Below are 13,512 nucleotides of genomic sequence, written 5' to 3'. Positions count from 1 at the left end.
TATTTCCGAGCAATTTCCTTTTGGAAAGCTTGTCAAATATCTCAGAGCTGGATTGCGGCTCACATCCTGTTTCTGGTAGGCTTAACATATGTCAAAATCCATCGTGTGCCTTCCGGGATTCCTTTGTGACGATCGCCTTTGGAAATACCAAAGAGAGATTCTTACTTCACAAGAATGCAAATTCTTGGACCTGCGACATTCTGAAAATTTAAATCAGATGCTGGACCAGATCGACCAGGCATTTACCGGACCTTTGACTCTGATTGGTTTTTCCATGGGGGCTTATGTTGCACAGGTATTTGCAACCCGCTTTCCCCATAGAGTGGAAGAACTTATTCTTATCGGCTCCACCGGATCCCCATTTAGCGACAGTGAATTCAAAGCTCGAGTGCAGACCGCTAACACATTAAAAAAAGTGGCCTTCGGAGGCCTAAGCCCCAAGGCATTGCAGCACTACATTCACCAAGATGCCCTTAATAACGAAGAAATCAGAAATCAAATATTGGAAATGGCCGCGGGCAATAATACAGAAATGTATTTGAATCAGATGAACGCGACTTTACATCGCATGGATTTAAAAATGTCACTGAATGCAATGCAGTTCCCAATCACTTTGATTGGCGGAGCCCAGGATCAGATTGCCCCAAAAGACAAAGTCGAAGCCTTCCAGCGCGCCATCCCCCGATCCACTTTACATATGATCGAGGGATCAGGACACTTCATACCTTTGGAAAAACCAACAGAACTGAATGCAATCCTAATGAATGCACTCAGCAAAAATTAATTCTTATAAAACCGATCTGTCAGTTTTAAACCTTATAGATTCGCGCTTCAAATGGACGAAGCTTCAACCCATGCTCAGTTCCATGATCAGAAACCTGCATATTCGCCATCAGCAAATTTTCCGGCTTCAAAACCAAGGTTCCGAATTCACAACGAGTTTCGTTTTTAGTCATGTTTGAAATGACCAGAAACTTCTCTGTGCCCAAGGTGCGAGTATAGGCAAAGACATCCTTGTTTTCTGGCGCAACCAGATCAAATGATCCGTAAATCAAACCTTCATGTTGGCGTCGCAAACGAATCAGACGACGATAGTAATTCAGAATCGATTCCGGATCTTCCATTTGTGCGGCCACGTTGATTTGTTTGTAGTTAGGATTGGTTTTCAACCAAGGTGAACCCGTGGTGAAACCCGCATTCGCGGACGAATCCCACTGCATAGGAGTACGAGCATTGTCGCGGGACGTGTGATTCAACTCTGCCGTGATATCTGCATCGGTGCGACCTTCTTTGCGTTTCATCACGAAATAGTTTTTCGCTGAAACGTCATTAAAGTCTTCAGGCCCGTTGAAATGACTGTTAGTCATTCCGATTTCCTGACCTTGATAAATAAACGGTGTCCCCTGCATCAGGAAATACATCGTCGCAATCGAGGTGCTGCATTCGCGCCAGAAGTTCTTGTTGTCACCCCACTTGGAGTTAATACGAGGAACGTCGTGGTTTTCCACGAACAGCGCATTCCAGCCGATATTTTCAAGACCTTTTTGCCAGTTGTTGAAGACACGCTTTAGATCCGCCATATTAAAACGCTGATCGGGATTAGTATCCCACAAGCCCACGTGTTCAAACTGAATCAACATGTTCATGCGTTTTCTGGATTCACCCACCCACTCTTCCGCCTGCTGGGCATTCACGCCATTGGCTTCACCCACGGTCATGATATCGTAGTGATTGAAAGTGTTCTGAGCCATGTCCTGAACATAGTCCAACACGCCCGGAATATTCATGTGTTTGGAATAGGAAGGAACGTATTCCAGATTCTTAGGGTTTGGCATGTCCGCCAAGCCTGGTTCCTTACGAGTGTGGCTGAAGGCATCGATACGGAAACCATCAATGCCACGATCCAACCACCAGCGAATCATGTCGTAAACCGCCTGGCGCATGTCTTTGTTTTCCCAGTTCAGATCCGGCTGTTTCGCAGAGAAAATGTGCATGAACCATTGCTTGGTCAGCTCGTCATACTTCCATGCAGAACCGCTGAAAATACTTTCCCAGTTGTTCGGCTCTTTACCGTCCTTACCGTCACGCCAGATGTACCAATCACGTTTTTTATTGTCTTTAGAGGAGCGCGATTCAATGAACCACGGATGTTCGTCACTGGTGTGGTTGACCACCAAATCCAAAATCAGACGAATTCCGCGAGCATGGCACTCTTTCAAAAGCAGATCGAAATCCGCCATGGAGCCGAACTCTTCGTGAATGGCCTGATAGTCGCTGATGTCGTAACCATTGTCGTCCATCGGTGACTTGAACATCGGGCAGATCCAGATCACATCAATTCCCAAATGCTTTAGATAATCCAATTTGGAAATCAAACCTTGAAGGTCACCGATCCCGTCACCATTGGAATCTTTAAACGAGCGAGGGTAAACTTGATATACGACGGATTCTTTCCACCAGATCTTTTTGGGCGCCAAAGCATTTGTCACAGACAGGTCCTTGTTTCAACAGTGTTGTACAAGGACATTTATAGATTTAATTTTTATTGAAGTCCAAGTGAATGCGCCGAATTAGCGCTTATCTTCGGGGCAAAAGTTATACAACAAACTGCCACCTTGAACGCGGGATTTAAGTTTGGCGTAGTCCTCGCGGGTCAACTGCGCGCAACCCTCGCTAAGATCGATGAATCCCCATTTTCTTTGAATCAATGCACGCTCAGATGCCGTTTTGTTTGGATGAAAAACCACGGCACGGGCGCGGGAACTAATGTTACGGGGCTCAAGTCCATCCATATACAGCGCAGACCCAAACGAAGAGTTACGATTTTCATTTTGGACCACCAAAAATCCTGGTGGAGTCGCCTTGGATCCTGAAGCACCGGAACACTGGTACACATGAGGGCCCTCGCCACTGCCGATTCCGTGGGCAACCTTATAGCGCTCAACTTTACCCAAATAAACATAAACCACGAACATGCGTTCACGATTGCTGTCCTGGGTGAAATCGTTAATCACCACAACACTGCGATTATTGATCAGCTTTTCCAGGCGAGTGCGATTGGCTTGCAGGAACTCGACCGTTCTTTCGATGGCAACATCAGGAATATCGGACTCGCGGGATGCAACCTGCTGGAAACGTTTCACATAAAAATTCCAACGGTCTTCCTTATCAGGAAAGAGACCGGCAACAGCTGTACTTCCAGAAATCACGACGACAACCGGAATTAGAAAACGAATCACTTTTTTAAACATGGGGTGCTCTTACAAAGCGTGGGTAATAAATTCAACATACTATCGATGTTGCGCCGCACATTTAATGATTAAAGACTAAATCCTTGAACAAATTGCAGGGCTCAGCGATCTATGGGGCACTTCGGAGGGGATTATGAAGTTAACAGTATTACTAAGCGCCTTATTTTTTTCCTTAAACCTATTTGCAGCAAATTGGACTGAAGACTTTGAAGCTCTGAAGTCTGTTCCACGCAGTTACGAAGACTCCGGTGCTATCTGCGAAGAAATCGCCCGCCTGGATGTCCGCAAACAATTCCCAGCTCCTCAGTACCTGGTTGAAGTTGGCATCGCCTATGGCGACACAACTCGCACCATCGGTGAATTGGACATCGTGGTCTTCGATCTGCAATCCCAAAAAGTAGTTCGCATCGGCGAAGTAAAATGCTGGAAAAGCCTCAGCGGTGGTTTGCAAAAAGCCCTGGATCAGCGCAATCGTTTTACTAAAGTGATTCGCTCGGCAGCGACAGTTTATTTTAAATCCACTTCCACAGGTCAAATGTACGATCAGGCTTTGTTTGAAGGCATCAACGACTTTATCACTATCGGCCAATTGGGCAGCGTTCGCGAAGGCTACGACCAAGAGCTTGGATACACTTTGCGTGAATTGCATGAATTCAGTTCCGATATGCGTGACTGTCAAAAAGAAGGCATTTGCGCCAAGCCCTAAGGTAAGATCCCTGATCCATTTCTAACGCTCAAAGTTCAGCTCCCGGAGTATTCTGGGAGCAACAAAGGAGTCGTTATGAAAGTCAAAGATATCATGCGCCCTCGTGCCGACGTCATCGATGCAGATCGAACAGTTCAAGAGGCCGCACTTATGATGCAAAAGAACAGCTATGGCTCCTTGCCGGTCAGTCGCAATGACAAGATGATTGGCATGATCACAGATCGAGACATCACCGTTCGCGTCGTGGCAGCTGGCCTTGATCCCAAAAACACACGCGTTGAACAATGTATGAGTCAGGGCATTCGCTATTGCTTTGATGATGAAGATCTGTCGGTCGTGGCCCAACAAATGATCCGCAGTAAAATTCGCCGCATCCCTGTCGTCAACAGATCCAAACGTCTGGTGGGCATGGTCAGCCTGGGGGACATCGCAACCCGTGGGCAAAATAAAAACATATCCCATGACCTGCTTTCCCACGTGGCGCAGGTATAAAACCGCACCGTTCTTTTACGGAGGTATTTATGAATAAGAATACTTTAGGTGGAGACTGGAAGATTCTAAAGGGAAAGATAAAAAGCACTTGGGGCCGGTTTACAGATGATGAGATCGAAACCATGCAGGGTGATTTAACCAAACTGGAAGGTCAGCTGCAAAAAACCTATGGAATGTCCCAGGAAGAAGCGACAAAAAAATATAATGAATTTAAAAACTCACTTAGCGATCCCGAATCCGATCAGTCCTTTGGGGAAGAGCGGATAAATCGCACCAGCCTGGATAGTGATATCAATCCTCCGAAAGAGGAACGACATCACTAAGAAGCTGCACGACGGTGAGCGTATACGATGTCTTTTAAAGCCAGGAAGGCCTGTTTGTTAAATGGTTGTCCCAAAGTAACTTCCATATAATGGATGGCTTCCTCTGGTGACATGGATGGATGCTCGCCCGTGGAATCATGCAACAACTCCATAAAGTAGTTTGCAACCGCCACAATACGCGCCAATGGATTCATCTTGATATCACGAATGCGACGAGGATAACCCATACCCAACGCATTTTCGTGATGCTCCAGAATAATTGCCAGAACATCTGACGGAATCTCTCGCAACTCCTGAAGCATCTCCACACCTCTCATCGTGTGAGATTCATAGTGTGTCGTTTCCTCAATCGTACGGTCCGCGCGCGGTTTCTTAAGAATTGCCTCGGGAATTTCTTTCATTCCGATATCGTGCAACAAAGCGCCCAATGCCACCTTTTCCAAAGTAGGTTTGGATTGGATCTCCAGTTTTTCACAAATCAGCAATGAAACGGCTGCCGTAGCCATCCCATGGGAAGCGCTGTCTTTCGGAAGCTTGCTAAGAAGATCCAAAAGCTTATCCACTTCTGAAACCTGGGAAACAGTGTCTTTGATAAATCCTGACAACTGTTTCACTCGCTCGTACGAACCCAACACAATCTTGCGCTCGACCAGATCATTGATCGCGGAATCCGCCAGGCCGGTAATAAGATTTAATTTTAAATTAGTGGGAACCTGAGCCTTGCTGACGGCAGTTCTTGCCAACGCGAGATTGAACTGAATAACCGTGTCATAATCAGATCCGCGCACATAAAGCTCTGCTTTCTTCTGTGCAGTCATGTGCAAGCTTTGAAAATTACTTTTCTCACCTTTTTTACCGACCAAAAGATACTGACCGGAAGGGAGTCTTGTATAAACGTCTGCAGGAAGTGGAAAGTTCTCAGTAAAGAGCTCTACCCCTACCATAATCATTTTTGGCTGAGGATCTGTCATTTCACAATTGTACCCTGAGCTTTAGGGAATGAACATGTGTCTGCCCTTTCCCCGGACCTAAGACACGTAAAATCCTATTCTGAAACAGTAAAAAACCAGACCAATAGCAACAGGACCTCTGGACATTGAATGTGAGGTCGATTTTCACCGATATGCCTTCCATGAAAAAGATCATCACGACCCTTGTTGCCTTAAGCACAAGTATGCCAATCACCGCATATGCTGATGAGGTCCTTTCCGGTATAACAGTTCAAGGTGAGGCTGCTTTCGAATATAACTTTATGTCCACTGGGGATAACGCCTATCCGGCTTCGTCTGGCGCATTGAACGAACAGTATCGTTTCAACAGTGCTCAGGTGATTCTAAAAAAGGAAACGGATCAGCTTTCCTTCTTCGCACGGTTTATGTACATGCCGATCGAAGTCACTACTCCCAGTGGTACCAGCAAAAACAGTTTCGGGACTCTTGATCAACTGGAGATCTACTACAAAATAGATCCTGCCTGGTCTGTGGGATTTGGCCGCCTGTGCTCGACGCTGGGTTTCGAATCCGCGATGCGCTCTGAAAATATCTTCTATCAAAACACCGTCGCCTATCAGGGCATCGTTCCTGGATATAACGAAGGCATTCGTCTGAAATTCAATCCGGGCGAGTGGTTGGCTGTCACACTAAGCTCTTACAATCGCAGCGCCTACAACCAGTACGGCGATGACATGGCTTCCACAAAAACAACTGAGCTTTCCCTCACAGGAATTTCCGGTCGCTTTCTGTGGTTCGCTGGATACTATTCAGGAAAAGATGCATCAACAACTGTACCAGGCACCAGCATCGCGAAGTCCACCGCCAATGTCTGGACTACTTATAAGTTCAGCGATGATTCTACGGCCTCTTTGACTTACGATTCGCGAGCGCAGACTCCTGATGGCGCGAATGAAAGCTATGCACAGACTCTATCAGCACAACTCGGCTACACTATGGGCCGCCACACTTTGGGACTGCGCTATGAAAACATTCTGGGCGCTGGCGAGCTGGATAATCTGAATGGCACGACAGGCGCATTCTATTTGGGTGCTGACAAGGTGGAAGTCTGGTCTTTGGGTGACAAGTATAAAGTCACTGATAACTTGAATATGCATTTGGAATTTCGCCAGGATATGGCGGATCAGGAGATCATGAAAGAGTCTGATGGCGCACCCACGGATCGTTCGACGATAATCACTCTGGGTGCCATTGCGTATTTCTAGATTACTTTTTTTCGATCAAAAGATTTTCTTTTAAAGGCAGCTTCCCTTCAGCGGTGATTTCAGAGGTCTCAGAATTGATGACCTTTGAAACTACGGCTTCGCCGACTTTCTCGGTTCGGCAAAGTTTAACTTTCGGCCCTTCACAAATCTCTTCCATCAAACTGACGCGGTCACCAGCTTTAGCGCCCTGCAATTGCACTTCGGCTTTTTGCGAATCGATTTTTGAAGTGATTCTGCCCGGCACGCTAGCCATCGCAGAAGCAGCCACTAAACAGGAAAGAACAGTTAGAATCATGATTTTCATAGTTTCCTCACAATTTGCCAGAATTTATCACTTCGAATAGTTGCAAGTTACCTGCCGACTTTAAAACGAATAAAGGGGCTTTAGACCCCCTTATACCTGCCAAAACATCGACAGATGACGATATTAAAGCACTACTTCTGCAGGCTCTCGACTGCCGGCTTTAAAAAGTCATACAGCTTAAGGGCGATCGTATAAACACCCACCGAGTTACAGAAAATGCCTCCGCGGCTGGTCACACCAAACAACTGGAATTTACCTTCGTGCATAACAAATGCGGGCCCACCGGAGTCACCGCCGCAAGTTCCCGCGTGTTCCTCATCCAGTCTCAATTCAACTTCAGAAAAAGTTGTAATCGGAGCCATGGTCCAGCGCAAAATTCCTTCACCAGAAGTTTTCAGGTAAACACAACCTTCGTCATCACAAATAGCTTCCTCACCAAACTTCAAAGGCTCGCCGGCTTGGACATGACGTGATTCAACAGTGCTCACTCCATAACCCGCAACGTAAGCTGTAACTCCGGTTTGCAATACATTCAGGTCACGTAAAAATTCTGCAGGAGTGAAACCTTCAGGTGCATCCCCTTTAAATTTAACAACTGCAAGGTCATACCAGTCGTCTTCCAATTCCTGATTCTTTTCCAAGTTCCAACGTGGATGAATTTTGATATCGCTGATATTGTGAACATAAGCTTCGCGAATATCGGGCTCACGTGCAGCCAAGTACTCGTCAACATTTAGTCCGAAAACCACTTTGATATTTCTTTTTTGACCTGAAACACAATGGGCAGCCGTCAGGACGATATTTGGGGCGATAAGAGTTCCAGTGCAAATGGCATTGGTTTCAACGTCATAGACAGAAACCAAGTGTGGAGCGATTGCATCTGACTCCTGGACCTCAGTCCCGTTCACAATAGAAGGACCTGTAGATTGAATCGTATTACCGGGATTGATCGAGCAAGACACCAAAGTCCCAAAAGACAGAACTGCAATTAAAAATCGAGACACGGCCGCCCCTCCTGAATGTTTGCGCCTTGTATATGAAGGGATCGAACAAACGGCAATGAAATTCTAAAAAAAGCAACTCAGGCTTAGAACGACAGTTGTACCGCCACACAGAGCAGCCTACACTTATAACCATGAAAAACTTTTATCAAGATGGGCCCAGCCTAACGAACACTTTTCAGTCCGATGTTCTTCTTCAAAAGTTCTTGAAAAAAATTCTGCCCGTAGAATGCCAAAAGCAAGTCTTGGCACATCTCGATCACCTGGGAAATCGAGCGGCCAACGAAATGCTGGCATTTGCTGAAGACGCCGAAGCACATCCCCCAGTGCACGTGCCTTTTGATCCCTGGGGACGCCGAATTGATGACATTCGGGTTTCTGCTGGCTGGAAATCACTAGAGAGAATCGCTGCCGAGGAAGGCATTGTCGCCACAGCTTACGAAAGAAAATACGGATCTTACTCACGTGTTTATCAGATGGCGTTGCTTTACTTATACTCTCCAAGTTCGGCAATTTTTTCATGTCCCTTGGCGATGACTGATGGGGCGGCCCGCGCTTTGGAGCTTTACGGCACTCCGGAATTGAAAGCCCGCGCCATCCCTCATCTGACCTCCCGAGATCCAAAAACTTTCTGGACCGCGGGTCAATGGATGACCGAAAGAACCGGCGGTTCTGATGTCAGCGGCACCTCCACAGATGCGCATCCATTTACAGGCGAAAGTGGATTTTCCGCCACTCATTCGTTACACGGAACAAAGTGGTTCACGTCTGCGACAACATCGCAAATGGCATTGACCCTGGCTCGCCCGGATGGCGCAGCTGCAGGCTCAAAAGGTTTAAGCCTTTTCTATCTTGAACTGCGCAACGATCAGGAACAATTGAATCACATCCAGATCCATCGTCTGAAAGACAAGCTGGGAACGAAGGCCCTGCCGACCGCGGAACTAAGTCTGCAAGGTACTCCGGCAAGACTGGTTGGCGGTGAAGGCGATGGTATCAAAAAAATTGCCAGCGTCCTGAACATCACACGCATCTACAATTCCATCTGCGCCTTGGGACACTCCCGTCGCGCCTTGGACTTGGCGCAAAGCTATTCCCGCAAAAGAAAAGCTTTTGGAAAATTGTTGATCGATCACCCACTGCATCAGGAAACATTGCGCTGGCTGGAAGACGATTTCCGCCGATGCTTCGCTTTCAGTTTTCATATCGCTCACCTGCTGGGAAAAGATGAAGTCGGGGAAATCAGCGCTAAAGAACGTATTCTGTTACGCACGCTAACTCCTGTCCTTAAACTTTACACTGCGAAAAAAGCCATCAATACCTCCAGTGAAGTCGTCGAGATGTTTGGCGGTGCTGGGTATGTGGAAGACACAGGATTGCCGCGATTGATCCGCGACGCCCAGGTCTTTTCAATCTGGGAGGGCACGACGAATGTGCTTTCTTTGGATATGTTAAGAGCCTTTGAAAAAGAGCAGTCCTTGCCAGTACTGCTGGAGTATTTAAAATCCACGAAGGCTTTCAAAAGTTCAGCACCTGCTTTCACCAGCAAATGGAATGAATTTGAAATGTTGATTGGAAAGCTGCAGAAATCGGCACCTGAGGAATGGGAACGGCATGCCCGTCAGTTGGCCCTGTTAACGGGTGATCTGATAAGCGAAGCCCTGGTAACGGAATACGAACTGTAAGTTTAAAAAAAGAAAGGCCGTTGATTCACTCAACGGCCTTTTTCTTTTGCATTTAATGAAGTTCTATTGGAACGCCACTGGCTGCATCAGAGGAATTGAATCCCCGGGCATAACATCCCCAGGATTGTTTCCGATTACGATACCACGGATTTTCGAGTGACGAGTTCTTGGATCAAACTTCGGAATCAAATCAGATCCCGGCATTTTATCCGAAGGAACCCACGCGCCGTCAGCATCTGTCACCCACTGTTTGTAGTACATAGAGATTCTTGTACCCTCAACCAGGAAGTCGATCAGAACGCCTGGGCCAGCCATAGCAATAGCCGCCTGGTATGTGAATGGATTTGTCGCCATTCCCTCACCGAACTGACCGTATGCCAGTGCAAACGCTTTAGGATTACCAGTCATATTACGACTCATGTCCTGAAGTGCGCGCCACATTTTCGACATACCCACGATCGTTTCTTTACGTTGCTTCATAGAACAGCCCGCAAACTTGCATAGATCCCACGGATCGCCGCCACGATTGAAGTACTGTTCATGCAACTTAAGACCACGAGCTGTGAATTGATCTTCGCTTAAGCGTTGTCCTGCAGTCATCAGTCGAAGAGTGTTCTCTTCGCCCATTTTCGCATTGAATTCCACACCCGTGTAACCCAAAGCGGAGTTGTCAGGAATGTTGATCATCAAACGTTTCAGACCGGTTTTGCGCACAAGCTCTTTCAAGCCTTTACGAAGTCTGTCGTCGTTACTTGCTTCATGTCGGAACGCGAAGCTGTAAGTACCGAACATACCCGTATTGATTTCCTTGTTGTCCCAGTTTTCAAGCGTGTATTTCGCGCCTGTGAACATAAAGTCTTCTTCTCTATGTTTGAACCAGAATCGGGAATCATCAGATTCGTTGTAGATACCGTAGTGAACACGTGCCGTGTTTCTTTCCACATGCAAATCCGAAGTCGTGAACGATTGAACACGTCCTTTGCTGAACACGCGGTCCCAGATAATTGGAATCGCAAATGCTTTGCTGACGGTTGTTCCCGTTGAAACCGTTCTGAACGTCAGAACTTTCGTCACCGGTGGCATTTCAACCAGATTCGCCGGCTTATTCGTTGCAAACTGTTCGGCTGCATACGAGTTACCGCGGATCATATCTTCATATGCCTTACGGCCTGTATCTGTACTTAAGTCAAACAAGTACGAGAATCCGTCATCCGCTGCATTGAAATAGTTTTTACCAATCGACATGATCGACACACTCGTAAAGATCGACAAGTTTTCAAGTTTACCACTTGTCATTTTCACGTAGGCCATATTGTCGCCCACTTTTTCCACGTAGGTTTCCCAAGAGCCACGCGCCAGTTTTGCCGTACCGATACCGACCGGACCAAATCCTGCGTTCGCAAGGAAAATCACGCCACCATAGCTCACGTAAGTGATGCTATCACCGGCGTCCCAAGTGTTCAGATCTGCCGCGTATTTAGGGACAGACCAACGACCACCCAAAGCTTTGGCTTTATCCAAAGTGCTTGCATAGCGTGTTGACGCCGTTTGTTTGCCAACAACTGGCAGAACTCCGACGTAGCCCCAGAAGTAGTCCAACAATCCTGTAGCGTTATCAAACCAGAATCTAACCTGTGCTCCGATTCCAACTTCAATACTGCCGTAAACTGTTTTTTGGAAACCGTCACGATAATCGCCGGTTTTCAAAGTTTGTTGTGAAGGAACGTCATAAGCGACTCCCACCGCTGCCGGCTGAGGAATTTCATGTGGCGTTAAGTTCACAATGTACGTACCGAAGTCGAATGCCAAGTGGAACAAGGGCTCAAGCTTCGCTTTGAATCTGTTCTTCTTGTCTTTCTTTTCCTTGTTTTCGCCAGTGGAACTGCTGCTTTCGCTCGAAGACGTGGTTTCCGTACTCGAAGAAGATGAAGAGCTACTGCTACTGCTTGAAGACGACGAACTACTACTGCTTGAAGAACTCGTCGATGTAGCCGTCGTTTCAGGGTTTCCACGAGTACCAGTACTGGTTGACGTTGTCACACTTGTTGAAGAAGTGGATGGGGTTCCATTCGTAGATTCCGTCCCATATGTTGAAGACGTTCCATAGGAAGACGAAGTTCCGTAAGAGGATGACGTTCCATACGAAGAGGAAGTGCCGTAAGAAGACGATGTGCCATATGACGACGAAGTTCCGTAGTTGCCTTTGGATCCACGTTCACCATGATCACCTTTGTGCCCATGTTCGCCTTTTTCGCCACGTTCACCGCGATCGCCATGGTCGCCTTTGTGACCTCGTTCGCCACGTTCACCGTGGTCGCCTTTGTCACCTTTATCGCCCTTGTCGCCGTAGTTACCGCGTTCGCCGCGATCACCTTTGTCGCCTTTATCACCCTTGTCGCCGTAGTTACCGCGCTCACCATGATTTCCTTTATCACCCTTGTCGCCGTAGTTACCGCGCTCACCGTGATTTCCTTTATCACCTTTATCGCCGTAGTTACCGCGCTCGCCGTGATTTCCTTTATCACCCTTGTCGCCGTAGTTACCGCGCTCACCGTGATTTCCTTTATCACCTTTATCGCCGTAGTTACCGCGCTCGCCGTGATTTCCTTTATCACCCTTGTCGCCGTAGTTACCGCGCTCGCCGTGATTTCCTTTATCACCTTTATCGCCGTAGTTACCGCGCTCGCCGTGATTTCCTTTATCACCTTTATCGCCGTAGTTACCGCGCTCGCCGTGATTCCCTTTATCACCTTTTGAATCAAATCCACCGCGCTCGGAGCCGTAGTCTCCACCGAAAGTGGAACCCTTCGAACCTTTAGAACCTTTGTCGCCGTGATCACCACCAAAGGTAGACCCCTTCGATCCTTTATCACCTTTTGAATCAAAGCCACCACGTTCAGAACCGTAATCTCCGCCGAAAGTTGAACCTTTCGAACCTTTATCGCCTCCGTAGGTATTACCCTTCGAGCCGCCACTCGAAGGTCCTACGAATTTCTTTGGCAGGCCGTCTTTAATGAACCCGCCCTGTTCAATCTTCTTTTTTTGATTCACACCGATTCGAATTTTCCCATCTGGTGTGATGGCCACAACATCCTTGGCCACTTCCTCTTTACCCGGGTTCTCTTTCTCGTCTTGCAGCCGATCCTTCACGCTGTTAGCAGTTCTTGGTGGAGCTTGAAGCTGCGCCATTTGTGCCCAGGTCGGATTTGCCAGTAACGAGATTCCCGCAACGAAAACTAATTTCTTACGTGATCCCATCGTTCCTCCAAAATTATGATTTCTCTCCGAACTTCACGGACCCCCACAAACATTCCCAACAAAATTCCGTTAAGTTTCCAACAGATTCCTGTTTTGTACGTGATGATCCATGAAATTTCAGAGAAAGTTATTAGGAGGCCTATTCAATGACTATGAAAACAATTGTAATTTTCCGATCTTTAATTAATTGCTTGGATGTTATCGATTCACTTTTCAAATAAAAAAAGACCGCACGCTCTCAACGCACGGTCTTTATTGACTTTCCCTCTGTAAATTC

Annotated in this window: 12 protein-coding genes; 6 read left to right on the top strand and 6 right to left on the bottom strand. The window is 47.1% G+C overall.

The genetic code is table 11. From position 1 onward, the window contains the following. Positions 1 to 88 precede the first annotated feature (88 nt). On the top strand, positions 89 to 784 hold the full coding sequence (locus ACLVWU_RS04030; protein ID WP_413577532.1) for an alpha/beta fold hydrolase: 696 nt from the start codon (positions 89 to 91) through the stop codon (positions 782 to 784). Positions 785 to 809: 25 nt separating this feature from the next. On the opposite strand, the gene ACLVWU_RS04025 is transcribed toward ACLVWU_RS04030, so the two are convergent. After that, complete coding sequence (locus tag ACLVWU_RS04025; RefSeq protein WP_413577529.1) at positions 810 to 2,489, bottom strand: glycoside hydrolase family 13 protein; 1,680 nt, start codon at positions 2,487 to 2,489, stop codon at positions 810 to 812. Between the two features lie 81 nt (positions 2,490 to 2,570). Further along, the gene (locus tag ACLVWU_RS04020) at positions 2,571 to 3,251 is read right to left on the bottom strand and encodes a murein L,D-transpeptidase catalytic domain-containing protein (RefSeq protein ID WP_413577526.1); all 681 of its coding nucleotides are present in this window, start codon (positions 3,249 to 3,251) and stop codon (positions 2,571 to 2,573) included. A 133-nt stretch (positions 3,252 to 3,384) separates the two neighbouring features. On the opposite strand from ACLVWU_RS04020, the gene ACLVWU_RS04015 reads away from it, so the two are divergent. From ACLVWU_RS04015 to ACLVWU_RS04005, 3 genes are all read left to right on the top strand, one after another. After that, the gene (locus ACLVWU_RS04015) at positions 3,385 to 3,957 is read left to right on the top strand and encodes a hypothetical protein (RefSeq protein WP_413577524.1); all 573 of its coding nucleotides are present in this window, start codon (positions 3,385 to 3,387) and stop codon (positions 3,955 to 3,957) included. 75 nt (positions 3,958 to 4,032) lie between these two features. Next, positions 4,033 to 4,449 carry a CBS domain-containing protein gene (locus tag ACLVWU_RS04010; protein WP_413577521.1) on the top strand — a complete coding sequence of 139 codons (417 nt, stop codon included), beginning with the start codon at positions 4,033 to 4,035 and terminating at the stop codon, positions 4,447 to 4,449. 29 nt (positions 4,450 to 4,478) lie between these two features. After that, on the top strand, positions 4,479 to 4,772 hold the full coding sequence (locus tag ACLVWU_RS04005) for a CsbD family protein (RefSeq protein ID WP_413577518.1): 294 nt from the start codon (positions 4,479 to 4,481) through the stop codon (positions 4,770 to 4,772). Here ACLVWU_RS04005 and ACLVWU_RS04000 read toward each other — a convergent pair. After that, a complete protein-coding gene (locus tag ACLVWU_RS04000) occupies positions 4,769 to 5,743 on the bottom strand; it encodes an HD-GYP domain-containing protein (protein ID WP_413577516.1) in 975 nt (324 codons plus the stop codon). The two genes, ACLVWU_RS04005 and ACLVWU_RS04000, sit on opposite strands and share 4 nt — an antisense overlap. A gap of 161 nt (positions 5,744 to 5,904) precedes the next feature. Here ACLVWU_RS04000 and ACLVWU_RS03995 point away from each other — a divergent pair, with 161 nt between their 5' ends. Further along, a complete protein-coding gene (locus ACLVWU_RS03995; RefSeq protein ID WP_413577515.1) occupies positions 5,905 to 6,987 on the top strand; it encodes an outer membrane beta-barrel protein in 1,083 nt (360 codons plus the stop codon). 1 nt (position 6,988) lies between these two features. Here the strand turns inward: ACLVWU_RS03995 and ACLVWU_RS03990 are convergent, their stop codons facing one another. Then, entirely contained in the window at positions 6,989 to 7,291 is a 303-nt protein-coding gene (locus ACLVWU_RS03990) for a hypothetical protein (protein ID WP_413577512.1), read from the bottom strand. A gap of 131 nt (positions 7,292 to 7,422) precedes the next feature. Beyond that, positions 7,423 to 8,295 (bottom strand): S1 family peptidase, encoded by an 873-nt coding sequence (locus ACLVWU_RS03985; protein WP_413577510.1) that lies wholly within the window; start codon positions 8,293 to 8,295, stop codon positions 7,423 to 7,425. Positions 8,296 to 8,426: 131 nt separating this feature from the next. Between ACLVWU_RS03985 and ACLVWU_RS03980 the strand changes: the two genes are divergently transcribed. Continuing rightward, complete coding sequence (locus ACLVWU_RS03980; protein ID WP_413577507.1) at positions 8,427 to 9,977, top strand: acyl-CoA dehydrogenase family protein; 1,551 nt, start codon at positions 8,427 to 8,429, stop codon at positions 9,975 to 9,977. Between the two features lie 63 nt (positions 9,978 to 10,040). Here the strand turns inward: ACLVWU_RS03980 and ACLVWU_RS03975 are convergent, their stop codons facing one another. After that, a complete protein-coding gene (locus tag ACLVWU_RS03975) occupies positions 10,041 to 13,235 on the bottom strand; it encodes a hypothetical protein (protein ID WP_413577504.1) in 3,195 nt (1,064 codons plus the stop codon). Positions 13,236 to 13,512: the final 277 nt, after the last annotated feature.

The organism is Bdellovibrio sp. HCB290 (assembly GCF_047305925.1).
GTDB lineage: Bacteria > Bdellovibrionota > Bdellovibrionia > Bdellovibrionales > Bdellovibrionaceae > Bdellovibrio.
The sequence above is the reverse complement of the archived record's forward strand: the minus strand, read 5'-3'. Positions and strand labels throughout refer to the sequence as shown.